At 44.6% G+C, this 18,236-nt stretch carries 17 protein-coding genes and 5 tRNA genes; 19 read left to right on the plus strand and 3 right to left on the minus strand.

Going from position 1 to position 18,236, the window contains the following annotated elements:
• Positions 1-9: 9 nt before the first annotated feature.
• The 3 genes from prmC to hemA are packed head-to-tail and all read right to left on the minus strand — an operon-like array spanning position 10 to position 3,202.
• A complete protein-coding gene (gene prmC, locus METLU_RS0119760) occupies positions 10-855 on the minus strand; it encodes a peptide chain release factor N(5)-glutamine methyltransferase (protein WP_027159745.1) in 846 nt (281 codons plus the stop codon).
• 5 nt (positions 856-860) lie between these two features.
• Positions 861-1,946 (minus strand): peptide chain release factor 1, encoded by a 1,086-nt coding sequence (gene prfA, locus METLU_RS0119765; protein ID WP_027159746.1) that lies wholly within the window; start codon positions 1,944-1,946, stop codon positions 861-863.
• A complete protein-coding gene (hemA, locus tag METLU_RS0119770; protein WP_027159747.1) occupies positions 1,943-3,202 on the minus strand; it encodes a glutamyl-tRNA reductase in 1,260 nt (419 codons plus the stop codon). Before hemA ends, prfA begins: the two co-directional genes overlap by 4 nt.
• A 296-nt stretch (positions 3,203-3,498) precedes the next feature.
• Between hemA and METLU_RS0119775 the strand changes: the two genes are divergently transcribed.
• The 19 genes from METLU_RS0119775 (at position 3,499) to rpoB (ending at position 18,216) form a co-directional block, all read left to right on the plus strand.
• Positions 3,499-5,244: a tetratricopeptide repeat protein gene (locus tag METLU_RS0119775; protein ID WP_027159748.1), complete on the plus strand. Its 1,746-nt coding sequence runs from the start codon at positions 3,499-3,501 to the stop codon at positions 5,242-5,244.
• Positions 5,245-5,246: 2 nt separating this feature from the next.
• Positions 5,247-5,840: a lipoprotein insertase outer membrane protein LolB gene (gene lolB, locus METLU_RS0119780; protein ID WP_027159749.1), complete on the plus strand. Its 594-nt coding sequence runs from the start codon at positions 5,247-5,249 to the stop codon at positions 5,838-5,840.
• Positions 5,821-6,702, plus strand: coding sequence for a 4-(cytidine 5'-diphospho)-2-C-methyl-D-erythritol kinase (gene ispE / locus METLU_RS0119785; protein WP_027159750.1), 882 nt, complete (start codon positions 5,821-5,823; stop codon positions 6,700-6,702). Before lolB ends, ispE begins: the two co-directional genes overlap by 20 nt.
• Positions 6,703-6,706: 4 nt before the next feature.
• Positions 6,707-6,781, plus strand: a tRNA-Gln gene (locus tag METLU_RS0119790).
• 40 nt (positions 6,782-6,821) lie between these two features.
• Positions 6,822-7,775: a ribose-phosphate diphosphokinase gene (locus METLU_RS0119795; RefSeq protein WP_027159751.1), complete on the plus strand. Its 954-nt coding sequence runs from the start codon at positions 6,822-6,824 to the stop codon at positions 7,773-7,775.
• Between the two features lie 45 nt (positions 7,776-7,820).
• On the plus strand, positions 7,821-8,432 hold the full coding sequence (locus tag METLU_RS0119800) for a 50S ribosomal protein L25/general stress protein Ctc (protein ID WP_027159752.1): 612 nt from the start codon (positions 7,821-7,823) through the stop codon (positions 8,430-8,432).
• Between the two features lie 11 nt (positions 8,433-8,443).
• Entirely contained in the window at positions 8,444-9,010 is a 567-nt protein-coding gene (pth, locus tag METLU_RS0119805; protein WP_027159753.1) for an aminoacyl-tRNA hydrolase, read from the plus strand.
• Between the two features lie 95 nt (positions 9,011-9,105).
• A tRNA-Tyr gene (locus METLU_RS0119810) sits at positions 9,106-9,190 on the plus strand.
• Between the two features lie 17 nt (positions 9,191-9,207).
• Positions 9,208-9,281, plus strand: a tRNA-Gly gene (locus METLU_RS0119815).
• Positions 9,282-9,296: 15 nt separating this feature from the next.
• Positions 9,297-9,372: transfer RNA gene (locus METLU_RS0119820), tRNA-Thr, on the plus strand.
• Between the two features lie 32 nt (positions 9,373-9,404).
• Entirely contained in the window at positions 9,405-10,595 is a 1,191-nt protein-coding gene (gene tuf, locus METLU_RS0119825) for an elongation factor Tu (protein WP_027159754.1), read from the plus strand.
• A 48-nt stretch (positions 10,596-10,643) separates the two neighbouring features.
• Positions 10,644-10,719 (plus strand) — tRNA-Trp (locus tag METLU_RS0119830).
• A 49-nt stretch (positions 10,720-10,768) separates the two neighbouring features.
• On the plus strand, positions 10,769-11,146 hold the full coding sequence (secE, locus tag METLU_RS0119835; RefSeq protein WP_027159755.1) for a preprotein translocase subunit SecE: 378 nt from the start codon (positions 10,769-10,771) through the stop codon (positions 11,144-11,146).
• 2 nt (positions 11,147-11,148) lie between these two features.
• Positions 11,149-11,682, plus strand: coding sequence for a transcription termination/antitermination protein NusG (nusG, locus tag METLU_RS0119840; RefSeq protein WP_027159756.1), 534 nt, complete (start codon positions 11,149-11,151; stop codon positions 11,680-11,682).
• A 104-nt stretch (positions 11,683-11,786) separates the two neighbouring features.
• Entirely contained in the window at positions 11,787-12,218 is a 432-nt protein-coding gene (rplK, locus tag METLU_RS0119845; protein ID WP_027159757.1) for a 50S ribosomal protein L11, read from the plus strand.
• Positions 12,218-12,913: a 50S ribosomal protein L1 gene (gene rplA, locus METLU_RS0119850; RefSeq protein WP_027159758.1), complete on the plus strand. Its 696-nt coding sequence runs from the start codon at positions 12,218-12,220 to the stop codon at positions 12,911-12,913. The genes rplK and rplA overlap by 1 nt, the downstream gene beginning before the upstream one ends.
• Positions 12,914-13,096: 183 nt before the next feature.
• On the plus strand, positions 13,097-13,591 hold the full coding sequence (gene rplJ, locus METLU_RS0119855; RefSeq protein WP_027159759.1) for a 50S ribosomal protein L10: 495 nt from the start codon (positions 13,097-13,099) through the stop codon (positions 13,589-13,591).
• A gap of 48 nt (positions 13,592-13,639) precedes the next feature.
• Entirely contained in the window at positions 13,640-14,008 is a 369-nt protein-coding gene (gene rplL, locus METLU_RS0119860; RefSeq protein ID WP_027159760.1) for a 50S ribosomal protein L7/L12, read from the plus strand.
• Positions 14,009-14,139: 131 nt separating this feature from the next.
• The gene (gene rpoB, locus METLU_RS0119865; protein ID WP_027159761.1) at positions 14,140-18,216 is read left to right on the plus strand and encodes a DNA-directed RNA polymerase subunit beta; all 4,077 of its coding nucleotides are present in this window, start codon (positions 14,140-14,142) and stop codon (positions 18,214-18,216) included.
• Positions 18,217-18,236: the final 20 nt, after the last annotated feature.

An 18,236-nucleotide genomic window follows, 5' to 3' on the forward strand; every position in this document is an offset into this window, starting at 1 on the left:
GACGGGTTTCTATTGATTCCACTGGCCGTATGTGACACGCGGCTGTCCTGATAAATCCTGATAAGTTCTCACTTTATCATAGCGCAGGTTTTTAAAGATTGTTTGTACCTGATGCTGCTGGTCGTAGCCATGTTCGATGAGTAAATGCCCCTTTGATTTCAGGCGGCTACGCGTGGTGTCCGCTATGATCTGTATGTCTCTAAGGCCTTGCTGGGCGGCGACCAAGGCGGTTTGCGGTTCAAACCGGACGTCGCCTTCCTGTAGATGGCTATCGTCTTCGGCAATATAGGGTGGATTGCTGATTACCAAATCGAATTGAGCGTCGGGCACATCGTCAAACCAGTTGCTCTGGTAAAAGCGGATGTTGGTGATGTGATGATGCCGGGCATTATGCTTTGCTATTTCCAGTGCTAATGGGCTGAAGTCGGTGGCTATGACTTGAGCGAGAGGACGCTCGGCGGCCAACGTGATGGCGATAATGCCGGAGCCGGTGCCTAAATCTATAAGCTTGACGGGTTCATTGGCCGGTATCAGTTTCAAGCCGAGTTCAATGAGCAGTTCGGTATCCGGGCGCGGAATCAGCACGTCCGGCGTGACATGGAAATCACGCGACCAGAACTCCCGATAACCAGTAAGATAGGCAACAGGCACGCCTTTTTGCCGTTCTTCAACCAATGCCCAGAATTGTTCCAGTTGTTCAGGCTCCAGTAAGTTATCGGGCCAGGCGCGCAGATAGGAGCGTCCTTTGTGTAGAACCAGGCATAATAAAACCTCGGCATCCAGCAAGGGGGAGTCGGAGATGGATGCCAGTGCGTCGGCTGATTCTGCCAGCACGGATTTAATGCTGTGGTGCATTCGGCTTAGTCTTCGCCCAGTTGAGTCAGCAGTTCCGCCTGGTGTTCGCTGATCAGCGGCTGAATGACTTGTTCTAGACTGCCCGCCATGATGTCGTCAAGTTTATAGAGCGTCAAATTGATCCTATGGTCAGTTAGTCGGCCTTGCGGATAGTTATAGGTTCGGATGCGTTCGGAACGGTCGCCGCTGCCGACCTGCAGTTTACGCGTTGCCGCCTGCTCGGCATGGTGTTTTTCTTGTTCGGCGGCTAATAAACGCGATTGCAGCAACGACATGGCTCGGGCGCGGTTTTTGTGCTGCGAACGTTCGTCCTGGCATTCGACCACGACGCCGGAGGGAATATGTGTAATGCGTATAGCCGACTCGGTACGGTTAACATGCTGGCCGCCGGCGCCTGAGGCGCGAAACGTGTCGACCCGTAGGTCGGCCGGGTTGATGTCAAAGGCATCAATTTCCTCGACTTCGGGCATCACGGCGATAGTGCAGGCGGAAGTGTGGATGCGGCCTTGCGATTCGGTTTCAGGCACTCGCTGTACGCGGTGCGCGCCAGATTCGAATTTTAATTGGGAATAAACGTCCTGCCCGGAAACGCGCAGAATGATTTCCTTGTAACCGCCGTGGTCGCCGGGACTCTCACTGATGATTTCGGTCCTCCAGCCTTTTCTTTCAGCGTAGCGCTGATACATGCGAGCCAGATCGCCCGAGAAAATGGCCGCTTCATCGCCGCCAGTCCCAGCCCGGACTTCCAGAAAAATATTGCGGTTATCGTTAGGATCTTTGGGGAGCAACAGAATTTGCAACTCATGTTCCAGATTTTCTATTTGATTTTCCGCTTCGGTAACTTCTTCCCTGGCCATTTCACGCAATTCCAAGTCGCTGTCGTTGGCCATTTCCTTAGCAGAGGCTAGCGCTTCTAGCGCTTTTTGATAGCGCTTGTAGCAGTCCACGATCGGATTGATTTGGGCGTACTCCTGGCTCAGTGAACGAAATTTATTTTGATTGCCTTGAACTTCGGGTTCGGAAAGCAACGCCGCGATCTCGTCGTAGCGTTCGCTCAAATTTTCGAGTTTATGTTGTATGGATGGTTTCATTGGGGTTGTTTTAATTTAAAAATTTCGCGGGCTGCGGCAATCAGATCATGCCTCTCGTTCTCACCGGCTTCTCTAATTTGTATACTGGGCGTATGTATCAGTTTATTGGTAAGGCTGTGAGCGAGCCTGGTCAGGGCTTCTTCAGGCGAGGCGCCGTTCTTTAATAATGCCAGTGCTTTTTGCAAAGCTTCATTGCGCATTTCTTCCGCTTGATAACGATAATCCCGGATAGTTGATTGTGCGCCTTGAGAGCGTAACCAGGCCAGGAAATGGCCAACCTGCGTATCGATAATTTCTTCTGCCTGTTCCGCGGCCTGACGGCGCGAATTCATGTTCTGGTCGATAGTATTTTGCAGGTCGTCAATCGTATAAAGATACACATCTCTGAGCTGTTCGACTTCAGCTTCGATATCGCGCGGCACGGCCAGATCTACCATGAATATCGGTTTGTGTTTACGTTTTTTAATGGCACTTTCAACACGACCTTTGCCAAGAATCGGCAATTGACTGGCTGTCGATGAGATAACGATGTCGGCTTCGGCCAGATGCATGGGCAATTCGGATAAGGCGATGGCATAGCCGTTGAACTGCGACGCCAAGGTGTGGGCTTTATCGTATGTGCGATTGGCGACGATAATGCGACCTATGCCCTGTTGCGACAGATGACGAGCTGCCAATTCGATAGTTTCTCCTGCGCCGATCAGCAAGGCAGTCTGCTCGCTGAGTTTGTCAAAGATTTGCTGTGCCAGTTGGACTGCTGCAAAAGCGACCGATACCGGGCTGGAGCCTATAGCAGTATCGGTGCGGACTTTTTTGGCTGCTGAAAACGTGTATTGAAAAAGTTTGCCTAACTGCTTGCCTAAAGTTCCAGCTTCGTAGGCTGCCTGATAGGCCGTTTTCATTTGTCCGAGAATTTGGGGTTCGCCTAGAATCATTGAATCCAGTCCGCATGCGACCCGAAACATATGGCGAATCAATTGACTGTCGGTATGGCAATAAAGGTAAGGCGTAAACTCTGCCGGTTTGATATTTCTGCTTTCGGCGACCCAGTCAATCAGAATCTGCTTGTTCGCCGTGGTGGATTCACAGTAAAACTCGGTACGGTTACAGGTTGAAAGAATCGCGGCTTCGCTGATTTCTTTCAGATGCCATAATTCCTGTAGCGATGATTCCAGAATTTCGGCAGGGAATGCCAGACGCTCACGGATGGAAACCGGCGCGGTATTATAATTAATCCCTACTGCAAGAAGTGTCATGGTATCGATGGTTAAGAGTTTATGTATTTTAGAGCACTATAATAATATTTTTATACAGTGTTTTTTATCCTGATGTCGACTTAGGTGATCAGGAACTTTGCTGTAGTCAACGCGTCCACAGCTATACATGTTTACTGAGAGCAGATGGCTTTTAGGTAAATTCAAAGTATATTATGGGGGCTTATTCTAAGAAATATAACGACTTTATCCAAATGGAATAAATCAGCTATCCGAATCGACTGATTTTTCTGATAATCTATAGCTTATATGTGTTGAGTAATAAATAGGACGATTGCGTGGTGATTTTTAGATTGTTTTCAGTGCTAACTCTGGTCTTGCTTAATGGCTGTGCTGGCTCGCCAGACAAGCCAAATTCGCAGGAAGAGCCTGTTGAGTCTGTCAAAATATCCCAAACAAAGGGAGAAGTTCAGTCTAGCGATACAAAAACGGAGATCGATCCTGATGTATTGTATATGCTGTTGACGGCAGAGCTTGCCGGACAAAGGGGGCAGTATGAGATTGCATTGGAAGGCTATATGGAAGCCGCCAAGCGGGTCAAGGATCCGCGATTTGCTGAAAGAGCAGCAAAAATTGCTATGTACATGAAAGACAGTAATAAGGCTAGCGAGGCCGTTTCCTTATGGCTGGCTCAGGATCCTAATAATATGACGGCCAGAAAAATTGCCGCATTATCCGCGTTGAGAACTGGTGATAAGCAAGTTGCCATTGAGCATGTAGATAAATTGCTGACAATTGATCCTGCCGGTTTCGAAAACTCCATGCTGGAATTGGCAACTGTGCTGGAAAAGGAGAATAAGGTTGCTTTTCTGTATGAAGTGCTGGATGCATTGTCTTTGCATCATCAAGATCAGGCTGTAGTTTATTTTGTACAATCATTGTTAGCCATGCAGATGAAAAACAGTGATCTGGCTAAAATGAAGATACAGCAGGCTTTGAATGCGCAGCCTGATTGGGATAAGGCGCAGATTTTTCAAGCCCAGATCTCGGTGCTTTCAGGGGATTTAAACACAGCGGTTACCTTGCTGCAGAAGGCATCTGTCAAATATCCGGAAAATGACAAAATAAAAAGATTGCTGGCTCAGGTTTTGATAAAAGCGGAAAGATATGAAGAGGCCGGCGAGGTTTATCAGGGTATAATTTCCGCTAATCCGAGCGATGCTGAAAGTCAGTTCGCCTTGGCATTGGTGCATTTGCAATTAAGTAGAGATAATAAGGCCGAAGATATTTTAAAAAAACTGCTGGAGCAACCTGCATGGCAATCTCAAGCCAGCTTTTACTTGGGTAAAATAGAAGAAAAGCGCAAGAATACAAAAAAGGCTCTGGCTTGGTTTGATGAGGTAAAGGACGGGCCGTTTGCATTTGATGCAGCGATTTCAGCGATTTCATTGCTTGCAAAAGATAATCAATTTGATGAAGCGAGTTCCCGGCTCAGCACTTTGCAGAGTCAGTTTCCAAAACAGAAGCTACGGCTCATCCTGATTCAGGCTGAGTTGTATAGTCAACAAAAGCAGTATGAACAAGCATTTAATCTATTGACAGAGGCATTGGCCGGTATGCCTGAGCAGAAAGAATTGTTATATACCCGGGCATTGATGGCTGAGCATCTCAACAAACTGGATATATTGGAAGCAGATCTAAAAAAAATATTGGCCCAGGATCCTGACAATGCCGAGGCGTTAAATGCCTTAGGATATACTTTGGTAGAAAAAACCAACCGTTATGCTGAAGCCGAAAAATATCTGGAGAAGGCAATCAAATTACAGCCAGATGAGGCGGTCATTATGGATAGTTATGGATGGCTACAATTTAAGCTGGGAAATACCGAGCAGGCATTGCTTTATCTTCAGAAGGCTTATGCTAAACAACAGGCAGGCGAGATAGGGGCGCATCTCGCCGAAGTCTTATGGGCTTTAAATAGAAAGGCTGAGGCAAGAAAAGTATTTGCCAAAGCTCTTAAAGATGCGCCGGAAGATGAAGATTTATTGGATTTTCAACGGAGAGTACTGAATAGTGCGGAATAGTTGTGTCACGTTTTAAAGCAAAGCTGTTTATTTATAGTTGTCTGTCCTTATTATTGTCAGCCTGTTCCGTTGTTCCTATTGAGCCTAGTGGGTATTATTCGAGGGCGGAAAGATTGCATCTTTATGAATTGAAACAATGGGCATTTGATGGGCGTTTGGCCGTGTCCGGTCATAACGATTCTTGGTCCGCAAACATAAGTTGGGAGCATGAGCCAGGCGAAGAAAAAATAAAACTATCCGGACCATTGGGGCAGGGGGGTATGTTGATTCGGTTGGTGGGAGATTTTGTTATCTTGGATCGTGGAGATGGGAAAATAGAATCTTCTGAGCGTCCGGAAGAGTTCATTAATCAACAACTGGGTATGTTTGTGCCTGTTCATTCGCTTCGTTATTGGGTAGTGGGATTGCCCGAACCTTCCCAAAGGTTTGAGGAAACCAGCAGTGGTTTTGAGCAGGCTGGGTGGCATAGCGAATACAAAGAAATGCAACGTGCAAAAGATGAAACTATGCCACGTAAAATCACAGTAATGAATGATCAGGTCAAATTAAAGTTAATCGTAGATCATTGGAATTTAAATGACGCAAAAGCAAAATAGGCAGTCTGCATGGATGGAAAAATGGCCTGCACCAGCAAAATTAAATTTAATGTTACGCATTATTGGTCAAAGGGAAGATGGTTATCATTTGCTACAAACTGTATTTCAATTTGTGGATTTATGCGATTGGATAACCTTTCATCCAGTTAATGATGGGCGAGTCAGTTTGTATAGAACTATTTCCGGTGTTCCTGAAGCAGAAGATTTAACCATTAAAGCGGCAAATCTGCTGAAGACAGAAACAGGATGTAGTCATGGGGTGTGCATTGAGGTAGAAAAAAATCTGCCTATGGGTGGTGGATTAGGCGGAGGAAGTTCAGATGCTGCAACTACTTTGGTCGTACTGAATGAGTTATGGGATTTGCGATTAACAACTGAAAAATTGATGAAGTTCGGTCTGGCCTTGGGTGCTGATGTGCCGATATTTGTGTGCGGATACTCTTCTTGGGCAGAAGGTGTTGGTGAAAAGCTTGAGAGAATAGATATTCCAGAGCAATGGGTTGTTATTATCAAGCCTGATTGTCATGTAAATACAAGAGAAATATTTTTGGCAAAAGATTTGACAAGAAATAGCAAATCAATCAAAATAAGCGACTTTATAGCGGGTCAGCATCAGAACGACTGTCTTGATGTGGTTCGTGAGCGTTACCAGTCTGTTAAAGATGCTTTGGTTGATTTGTCTGGTTTTTCTGAGGCAAGGCTGACCGGGACAGGTGCTTGTGTTTTTGCGCAGTTTGATTCGAAAAGTGCTGCGGTTGATGCTTATAAGTCACTTAAAAATAAGTGGCAGGTCTATCTGGCCAAAGGGGTCAATGAATCACCACTGTTTTCAAAGCTGAAGTTTGGTAAGTATATATCTTGATTATTGGGCCGTCGCCAAGCGGTAAGGCACGGGGTTTTGATCCCCGCATACCAAGGTTCGAATCCTTGCGGCCCAGCCATTTACCTCCACTAAGTTAAATTCAGTTTGGGAGTGCTTGAATGAGTGACACCTCTATGATGGTGTTTTCTGGAAATGCTAACCTGGCTTTGTCTGAAGGTATAGTAAGAAAGCTCAATATGCGCCTCGGTATGGCGACCGTCGGTAGATTTAGTGACGGTGAGGTCGCGGTAGAGATAGAAGAAAACGTACGGGGTAAGGATGTTTTTGTCATTCAGCCAACCTGTTCGCCTACAAATGAAAACTTAATGGAATTGCTCGTGATGATTGATGCACTCAAGAGGGCATCGGCATCACGGATTACTGCTGTTATGCCATATTATGGTTATGCTAGGCAGGATAGAAGATCGCGATCAGCTCGGGTGCCTATTACCGCCAAGTTGGTTGCCAGAATGATCGAGCAAGCGGGCGCTAGCAGAGTGCTAACTGTCGATTTGCATGCTGATCAGATTCAGGGTTTTTTTGACATACCGGTTGATAATGTGTATTCGTCACCAATTCTTCTTGGTGATGTGTGGCGGCAGAAATATAAAGATCTGATTGTTGTTTCGCCGGATGTAGGTGGTGTAGTTAGGGCGCGTGCCCTCGCCAAGCGGTTGGATGATGCTGATCTTGCAATCATCGATAAACGCAGGCCGAAGGCCAATGTTGCAGAGGTTATGCATATTATTGGTGATGTGAATGGGCGTACCTGTGTATTAATTGATGATCTAGTTGATACTGCGGGAACTCTGTGTCATGCGGCGGATGCGCTAAAAAAGCATGGGGCAATAAAGGTGGTCGCCTATTGTACACATGCTGTGCTTTCAGGTAAGGCCATGCAAAATCTCTATGGTTCAGAGCTTGATGAGTTGGTTGTTACCGATACTATACCATTAAGTCAAGAGGCAATTAGCTTGGGCAAGATAAGGCAATTAAGTGTTGCTGAAATGCTGGCTGAGACTATAAGACGTATAGCGGTGGGTGAGTCGGTTAGTTCGCTTTATGTCGATTGATATAATTTAATGTATGTGCTTGAAGGCACGGAGTTGAGAGGAAAGATGTCTAACGTATTTGAGTTTGTTGCCGAAAGTCGTGGGCAATCAGGTAAAAACGCAGCAAGAAGCGTGCGTCGTCAAGGTAAGGTCCCTGCGGTGATATACGGTGGGCATGGTGAGTCTCAAATGCTAGTGTTGAGTCACAATGAAGTTGTTAAGCATTTGGCGCACGAAGCGGTTTATTCTCATGTTCTTGATATTACTGTTGATGGAAAAACAGAAAAAGCTATTTTGAAGGGTGTTCAGCGTCATCCTGCCAGAGTTCAGGTTTTGCACTTGGATTTTCAGCGTGTAAGCATGTCTGAGTTGCTTAAGGTGCATGTGCCTTTGCATTTTATCAATGAAGATACGTCTGTTGGCGGTAAAAAGGGTGGTGTTGCCACTCACTCCCTGGTTGATGTTGAGGTCTCTTGCTTGCCTTCGGCTCTGCCAGAATATATTGAAGTAAATTTAGCTGGTTTGGATATTGGTGAATCAGTTCATCTTTCTGATCTGATTTTGCCGTCTGGTGTGGAAATTGTGGCCTTGGCTCAAGGGCCTGAGCATGATTTGCCAGTTGTATCAATGATGGCCTCAAGGACCAGTGTAGAAGAATCGTCTTCGGAAGAGGCTTAAAAGCGCGGTACGTGATTAAACTTATAGTTGGTCTTGGCAATCCTGGGCGACAATATGAAAAAACCCGGCATAATGCCGGGTTTTTGTTTTTGGATGCGCTGGCGTCTAAGTTTAGCTGTGATTGGGTGAGTGAGTCCAGATTTCAGGGTATGCTCTCTGGCTGTAATGCCTCCGCTGGAATGGTGATGCTATTAAAGCCTGAAACATTTATGAATCGTAGTGGGCAATCTGTCGGTAAGATTGTGCGTTATTATAAATTAATGCCGGAAGAGATATTGGTTGTTCATGATGAATTGGATTTTGATGCTGGTATCATCAAGCTGAAAAATGGTGGTGGGCATGCGGGGCATAATGGTTTAAAAGATATTATTGCTCACCTGGGCTCAAGAGAGTTTTACAGACTAAGAATAGGTGTTGGTCGTCCAGTTGCAGGGAAGGCCGTTGCTGACTATGTGCTGACGTCTCCCTCAAAGGATGAATGGGAATTAATTAATTCAGCCATTGATTCGGGAGTTGCTTGTATAGACAGGTTGGTGGCTGGTGACATGGCGACTGTGATGAATAAATTACACTCATAATGATACTTGAAGTATGGGTGTTAAATAGCAAATATTAAATAAAAAAGTTGACAAGGCATTATCATTTCAAGATAATAGTCGAATTATCCGATATCGGAGGGGTTCCCGAGCGGCCAAAGGGATCAGACTGTAAATCTGCCGGTTCTACCTTCGGAGGTTCGAATCCTCCCCCCTCCACCATCAACTAAAAGAAATCTGCGGGTGTAGTTCAATGGTAGAACTCCAGCCTTCCAAGCTGATCACGTGGGTTCGATTCCCATCACCCGCTCCAAATTTTCTGTATTAGGCCCATATAGCTCAGTAGGTAGAGCACTTCCTTGGTAAGGAAGAGGTCACCGGTTCAAATCCGGTTATGGGCTCCAGTTGTAATATTGATTGTTAAAGGCGTATTAAAATGGCTAAAGAAAAATTTACACGTAGTAAGCCACACGTAAACGTAGGCACCATCGGTCACGTTGACCATGGCAAAACGACACTGACAGCCGCATTGACTAAAGTAATGGCTGAACTGCAAGGTGGGGAAGCCAAAGCCTTTGATCAAATTGATAATGCACCTGAAGAAAGAGCGCGCGGTATTACTATCGCCACTTCGCACGTAGAATATGAATCAGCAACACGTCACTATGCGCACGTGGACTGCCCAGGCCATGCTGACTATGTAAAAAACATGATTACCGGTGCAGCGCAGATGGATGGCGCTATTCTGGTTTGTTCGGCTGCGGACGGTCCAATGCCGCAAACAAGAGAGCACATTCTGTTGTCCAGACAGGTTGGTGTGCCTTACATCGTGGTCTTTCTGAATAAAGCGGATATGGTCGATGACGCGGAATTGATCGAACTGGTTGAAATGGAAATTCGGGAATTGTTGGATATGTATGAATTCCCCGGAGACGAAACGCCAATTATTGTCGGTTCAGCGTTAAAAGCGTTGGAGGGTGACACCAGCGATATTGGTGTGCCGTCTGTGGTCAGGCTGGTAGAAGCGTTGGATAGCTACATTCCTGAGCCCGAAAGAGCAGTTGATGGGGCATTCCTGATGCCAATCGAAGATGTGTTCTCAATCTCAGGCCGTGGTACGGTAGTAACCGGTCGTGTTGAGCGCGGTATTATCAAAGTTGGCCAGGAAGTTGAGATTGTCGGTATTCGGCCTACTGTAGTCACTACTTGTACCGGTGTTGAGATGTTCCGCAAACTGCTGGATCAAGGGCAGGCGGGTGATAACGTTGGCGTGCTGTTGAGAGGTACCAAAAGAGACGAAGTTGAGCGCGGTCAAGTATTGGCGCATAAAGGCACTATCAAGCCACATTCGTACTTTAAATCAGAAATCTACGTCTTGTCGAAGGATGAAGGTGGTCGTCATACGCCATTCTTTAATGGTTACCGTCCTCAGTTTTATTTCAGAACTACCGACGTGACTGGTGCGGTAACTTTGCCGGAAGGTGTGGAAATGGTCATGCCTGGCGATAATATTGCCGTAGAAGTCAAGCTGATTTCACCGATCGCAATGGAAGAAGGCTTGCGTTTTGCCATTCGCGAAGGCGGTCGTACCGTCGGTGCAGGCGTTGTTTCATCAATACTTGAATAATAGTTCAAATTAGTATAGTATAATAGTTTGTTTAAAGTTTATCTGAATAGGTCAGTAGCTCAATTGGTAGAGTAGCGGTCTCCAAAACCGCGGGTTGGGGGTTCGAGACCCTCCTGGCCTGCCATTCAGATTGAAACATATCAATATTATCCATTTCCATAATTAAGTAACACATGAATACTCAGGCAGAAGCAACGACGTCAGTCCTTGATGTTGTAAAGCAGGTCTTATCCGTTGTCTTTGTGGCTGCTGGAGTGGCTGCATTCTATTATTTTTCAGATGTTCAGCTCTTATATCGGGTTCTAGGTTTAGTAGGCATCGTCATAATAGTATTAGGTATTATGTTGACAACTGACATGGGACGAAACGTTTGGGGGTTTGTGCTAGAATCCAAGCAGGAAGTCAGAAAAGTTGTTTGGCCTACGCGCGAAGAAACAATGCGTACTACCTTGTTAGTGTTTGCAATGGTATTTATTGTGGGTCTGATTTTATGGTTGCTGGATATGTTTCTGTTTTGGGGCGTACGTCTTTTAACTGGTCAAGGAGGGTAGAAATGGCACTTCGCTGGTATGTTGTGCATGCATACTCAAACTTTGAGAACAAAGTTAAGCAAGCATTAGAGGATCGGATTAAAAGAGAAGGTTTAGAGCAGTATTTCGGAAAAATTTTAGTTCCTACCGAAGAAGTAGTTGAAATGCGTATGGGGCAGCAACGCAAAAGCGAAAGAAAATTTTTCCCAGGATATGTTCTTGTTCAGATGGAGCTGACCGATGAGACTTGGCATTTGGTGCGAGATGTTCCTAGGGTATTGGGTTTCATAGGTGGAACTTCAGATCGCCCTGCACCTATCTCAGAAAGAGAAGCAATGTCTATTCTCAATAGAGTTGAAGAAGGTGTAAATAAGCCACGTCCGAAAATTCTGTTTGAGGTCGGTGAAGTAATTAGAGTAATAGATGGACCATTTAAAGATTTTAATGGTGTAGTTGAAGAAGTTAATTACGAAAAAAGTAAATTAAAAATATCGGTGCTCATTTTTGGTCGTTCAACTTCTGTTGAGCTTGACTTTGGGCAAGTTGAAAAAACCTAATTGCTAATCAGCGGTTAGTATCTACGAAATCTCTGTCTGAATAAGGCAGGGATTTTTGCGTCTAGGGGAGCTGGAAAGCGCTTGAACCCGTATTGGAGTAAGAAATGGCAAAAAAAATAACGGCTTATATTAAGTTACAAGTAAAAGCGGGTGAGGCAAATCCGAGTCCGCCGGTTGGTCCTGCTTTGGGGCAGCGCGGTGTCAATATCATGGAGTTTTGTAAAGCATTTAATGCTAAGACTCAAGATACAGAAAAAGGTCTGCCTTTGCCTGTTGTTATTACTGTTTATAGTGACCGTAGTTTTACTTTTATTACAAAAACACCTCCTGCTTCAATTCTTCTGAAGAAAGCAACCGGTATAAAAAGTGGAAGCAGTAATCCGAATACAAAAAAGGTTGGCACAGTAACCCGTGCGCAATTGGAAGAAATTGCTAAAACGAAAATGGAAGATTTAAATGCAGCGAATTTGGAAGCAGCAGTGAAAACAATTGCTGGTAGTGCGCGTAGCATGGGCCTGAACGTGGAGGGATTATAATGGCTAAGTTGTCAAAAAAAGCGAAACTCATCAAATCGAAAGTTGATAGAACTAAGCAATATTCCATCATTGAAGCCGTGCAGTTATTGAAAGAGTTGGGCACAGCTAAATTTAATGAAGCTGTTGATGTCAGTGTTAACTTGGGAGTTGATCCGCGTAAATCGGATCAGAATGTCCGTGGTGCAACTGTTCTGCCGAATGGGACTGGTAAAACTGTAAGAGTTGCAGTATTCGCTCAAGGCCCGAATGCTGATGCTGCAAGAGAAGCCGGTGCTGATATTGTCGGAATGGATGATTTGGGCGAGTTGGTTAAAAAAGGAGAAATGAACTTCGATGTGGTCATTGCCTCTCCCGATGCTATGCGTGTTGTAGGTCAATTAGGCCAAATTTTAGGCCCAAGGGGCTTAATGCCTAACCCTAAAGTTGGCACTGTAACTCCAGATGTGGCTACTGCGGTAAAAAATGCTAAATCAGGCCAAGTGCGTTACCGTACAGATAAGTCAGGTATTATTCACTGTACTCTAGGTAAAGTGTCCTTTGATGCTGATGCAATTCAAGGCAATTTGGAAGCGTTGATATCCGATTTGAAAAAAGCGAAACCGACAGCGGCCAAAGGTGTGTATATTAAGAAGATTACCTTATCTTCAACCATGGGGCCTGGTTTATGGCTGGACCAAAGCAGTATTAATATGTAAAAGAAACTTTGGGTTGCCGTTTTATCGGTAACCGTCAAAGACCGCAGGGGTTGTAAAACTTAATATTTCCTGCGCAGACGGAAGCTGGAACCTAAACACTGGGGAAAGGGACCGTAAGGGGCATCGTTTAGATGCGTTTTATTAATTCTGGATATTTTTTCCAGAACTTACCGGAGGTAAGCTGTGGCACTAAATTTAGATAGCAAAAAAGCTGTCGTAGAAGAAGTTGCTGAAATTGCTGCTAAAGCTCATTCTGCAATAGCAGCAGAATATCGCGGCTTAACAGTTACGGAATTGACCGAACTGCGTAAAACTGCGCGAGAAACAGGTGTTTATCTGCGTGTGGTAAAGAATACGCTGGCGAGACGAGCTGTAGCCGGAACTGAATTTGAATGTATGCAGGAGGGCTTGGTAGGTCCTTTGTTGATTGCATTTTCAATGGAAGATCCGGGATGCGCTGCGCGTCTGATTAATGATTTCGCCAAAACTCACGATAAGTTAATCGCCAAAGTCGTGGCCATCAATGGTCAAGCTTATGGAGCATCCGAACTGGCGCGTTTGGCAAGTATGCCGACACGTGATCAAGCTATTGCAATGCTAATGTCTGTAATGAAAGCACCGGTCGGGAAACTTGTTCGTACTTTGGCTGCGGTCAGAGACCAGAAAGAAGCAGCGTAAGCTTATTTTAAGACCAGTTTAAAAAATATTGTTTTAGAGGAATACTAAATGGCAGTTTCACACGAAGATATCTTGGATGCAGTTTCCAACATGACTATTATGGAAATCGTTGATTTAATTTCAGCGATGGAAGAGAAATTCGGCGTAACAGCAGCAGTTGCAGCAGTTGCTGCGCCAGCTGCAGCAGTTGCGGCTGTAGAAGAGCAAACCGAATTTGACGTGATCATGACTGGTTTCGGTGATAACAAAGTTGCTGTAATTAAAGCAGTGCGTGGTATTACCGGCTTAGGTCTGAAAGAAGCAAAAGACGCTGTAGAAGGCGTTCCAACAACCTTGAAAGAAGGTGTTTCTAAAGCCGAAGCGGATGATTTCAAAAAACAGCTTGAAGAAGCGGGCGCTACTGTCGAAATCAAATAAGATTTTGACTCAAAAAATACAAGGCTCACGCCTTTTAAGTATGGCTGGTGGCAATTTTGTCACCGGCCTTTTACTGTTTGCAATAAATGCACAGTAGAGAATTATTCATGACGAAAAGGTTTGGAAGCGATATGTCCTACTCTTTTACCGAAAAAAAGCGTATTCGAAATAACTTTGGGAAAGGTACTGAGGTACTTGAGGTTCCCTATCTTCTTGCAACTCAAATCAATTCCTATGCAAGCTTTTTGCAATCAGGCTTAGTTCCTGAAAAGCGTGCCGATATTGGTTTGCATGCAGCATTTTCCAGTGTATTTCCTATCGAAAGCCATTCTGGATATGCGGTGCTGGAATATGTGCGATATAGATTGGGAGAGCCCACTTTTGATGTAAGAGAGTGTCAACAACGAGGGGCAACTTATGCTGCACCCTTAAGAGTGTTAGTGCGCTTGGTTATCTACGATAAAGATGCCCCAGCTAACGCCAAGGTTGTGAAAGATATCCGGGAACAAGAAGTCTACATGGGCGAGTTGCCTTTGATGACAGAGAATGGAACATTTGTAATTAATGGTACGGAGCGGGTTATTGTCTCGCAATTACATCGTTCGCCAGGCGTTTTCTTTGATCATGACAAAGGAAAAACACATTCGTCAGGAAAACTATTATTTAATGCTCGTGTCATCCCTTACCGCGGCTCCTGGTTAGATTTTGAATTCGACCACAAAGATTGTGTCTATGTTCGGATTGATAGACGCAGAAAAATTCCTGCTACCATACTGCTTAGAGGTTTAGGTTTCGATAATGAAGAAATGATCAGTATCTTCTACGAGACCAATAAATTCACTTTCAGAACTGGAAAATGCTTATTCCATATCGTACCTGAAAGAATGCGGGGCGAAATTGCTGCGTTTGATATTAAGCACAATGGACAGGTTTTAGTTGAGGAAGGGCGCCGTATTACCGCGAAACATATTCGCGAAATGAATAAAGCTGGCTTGGCAGAGGTTGAAGTTCCTAAAGAGTATCTGGTAGGAAAGATACTGGGGCAAAACCTGATCGATGAGTCAACTGGTGAGTTGGTTGCCAATGTTAATGACGAACTGACAGCAGAATCAATAGATAGAATCATTGAAAGTGGTATTACTGAGATTAATACCCTGTTTGTAAATGATTTGGATAAAGGTCCGTATATTTCCAATGCTATGAGATTGGATGTGACCACCAACACATTGGAAGCATTAGTAGAAATATACCGGATGATGCGCCCTGGCGAGCCGCCAACCAAAGAAGCAGCGGAAAACTTGTTCCAGAATCTGTTTTTCACAGATGAAAGATACGATTTATCTACTGTTGGCCGTATGAAATTTAATCGGCGTTTAGGTCGGGAAGAAACAACAGGTCCGGGTACGTTAACTAAAGAAGACATTATTGATGTACTAAAGGAACTAATCGATATTCGTAATGGTAACGGTAATGTCGATGATATCGATCATTTAGGCAACAGACGTGTACGTTCTGTTGGTGAAATGATCGAAAACCAGTTTCGTGTCGGATTGGTTAGAGTCGAGAGAGCTGTAAAAGAGCGCTTAACATTAGCCGATTCTGAAGGATTAATGCCGCAGGAAATTATTAACGCGAAACCGGTTTCGGCGGCAGTAAAAGAATTTTTCGGCTCCAGCCAGTTGTCACAGTTTATGGATCAGAACAATCCGTTATCGCAAGTGACTCATAAACGCCGCGTGTCTGCCTTAGGTCCCGGTGGATTGGCAAGAGAGCGTGCTGGTTTTGAGGTTCGTGACGTACACACTACACACTATGGTCGCGTCTGCCCTATTGAAACACCAGAAGGCCCGAACATTGGTTTGATTAACTCATTGTCGGTTTATGCGAGAACCAATAATTACGGTTTTCTAGAAACACCCTATAGAAAAGTTATCGACGGCAGAGTAACTGATCAGGTTGATTATCTGTCAGCTATTGAAGAAGGTGAGTTTGTTATTGCTCAGGCTAGTGTTGCAGTCGATGAAACTGGAAAACTGGTAGAGGGTCTGGTGTCTTGCCGACACAAAGATGAGTTTACTTTGGCGATGTCAGATACAGTGCAGTATATGGATGTATCGTCAAAACAGATTGTATCTGTTGCAGCCTCTATTATTCCATTCCTTGAGCACGATGACGCTAACCGTGCATTGATGGGGTCTAACATGCAGCGTCAGGCTGTTCCTACGCTAAGAGCTGAAAAGCCATTAGTGGGTACTGGCATGGAAAGAACTGTTGCCAAAGATTCCGGTGTAACTGTAGTAGCTGCACGAGGCGGCCGTATTGAAGCAGTTGATGCTGCCCGAATTGTGGTTCGTGTAAATGATACGGAAACAGAAACGGGAGCTCCAGGCGTCGATATTTATAATCTAACTAAGTATACTCGATCAAACCAGAACACTTGTATTAATCAAAAGCCGTTGGTGAAACCGGGCGACATCGTTAATTCAGGAGATATTTTGGCCGATGGTCCGTCTACAGATCTTGGTGAATTGGCTTTAGGGCAGAATATGCTAGTCGCCTTTATGCCATGGAATGGATACAACTTTGAAGATTCAATTTTGGTTTCTGAGCGTGTTGTTAGAGAAGATCGCTTTACTACGATCCATATTGAAGAGAAAACCTGCGTAGCACGGGACACGAAACACAGTCCTGAAGAAATTACCGCGGATATTCCGAATGTTAGTGAAGAAGCCTTATCAAAACTTGATGAGTCTGGAATTGTTTATGTGGGCGCTGAAGTAAAAGGCGGTGATATTTTGGTGGGCAAAGTAACTCCAAAAGGAGAAACCCAGTTAACACCGGAAGAAAAATTGTTACGCGCAATCTTTGGCGAGAAAGCGGCTGACGTAAAAGATACATCATTGCGCGTTCCAGGCAGCATTGAAGGAACAGTTATTGATGTCCAGGTATTCACTCGGGATGGTGTGAAAAAAGACAAGCGGGCTCTTGATATTGAAGAAGCCGAAATCAAACGCTATAGAAAAGATCTTGATGATCAGCTCAAGATTCTGGAAGGCGATATATTCGCCCGTGTAGCTAAATTATTAATCGGCAAGGTTGCTCAATCAGGTCCAGCTCAGTTAAAAGCAGGTACGGAAATAATCCAAGCCTATCTGGATGGTATGAAACACTCGGATTGGTTAAAGATCAGAATGAAGGATGAAGATATTAATCTTCAACTGGAAGCCGTTGCGGAGCAAGTCGAGCAGCAAAGAAAGGATTTTGACGAGAAATTCGAAATCAAGCGTAAAAAAATCACTATGGGTGATGATTTGGCGCCTGGTGTTTTGAAAATGGTTAAAGTTTACTTGGCGGTTAAAAGACGAATTCAACCCGGCGACAAAATGGCGGGTCGGCACGGAAATAAAGGGGTTATTTCCATGATTAGACCAGTTGAAGATATGCCATATACAGCTGATGGTAACCCGGTTGATATCGTTCTTAACCCATTAGGTGTACCATCGCGAATGAACGTAGGGCAGGTGCTTGAAACACATTTGGGATGGGCGGCTAAAGGTTTGGGTATCAAGATAGGTAAAATGCTTGAAGCTAAAGCAAAAATTGCCGAAATCAGAGGCTATCTGGATAAAATTTATAATAGTAGCGGTCGTAAGGAAGATCTGGATTCGTTTACCGATCAAGAAATTCTGGAAATGGCAGCCAATCTAGTTGATGGTGTGCCTATGGCAACACCTGTATTTGACGGCGCGACTGAAGAAGAAATTCGTACTATGCTGAGACTTGCTGATCTTCCAGAAGATGGTCAAACCATACTTTACGATGGTTTGACTGGTGAGCCATTTGAACGGAAAGTGACAGTAGGTTATATGTATATGTTGAAACTGAACCATTTGGTCGATGACAAAATGCATGCGCGGTCAACAGGACCTTACAGTCTTGTTACTCAGCAGCCATTGGGAGGAAAAGCGCAATTCGGTGGTCAACGTTTCGGTGAGATGGAAGTCTGGGCGCTTGAGGCTTATGGTGCGGCTTATACATTACAGGAAATGCTAACAGTTAAATCTGATGATGTGACTGGTCGGACTCGAATGTATAAGAATATTGTCGACGGTGATCATAAAATGGAAGCCGGCATGCCGGAATCATTTAATGTTTTAATTAAAGAAATCCGCTCATTGGCTGTCAATATAGAATTAGAACGAGATTAATTTTCCTCCGCCTTATTTGA

This window comes from Methylobacter luteus IMV-B-3098 (genome assembly GCF_000427625.1).
Lineage (GTDB): Bacteria > Pseudomonadota > Gammaproteobacteria > Methylococcales > Methylomonadaceae > Methylobacter > Methylobacter luteus.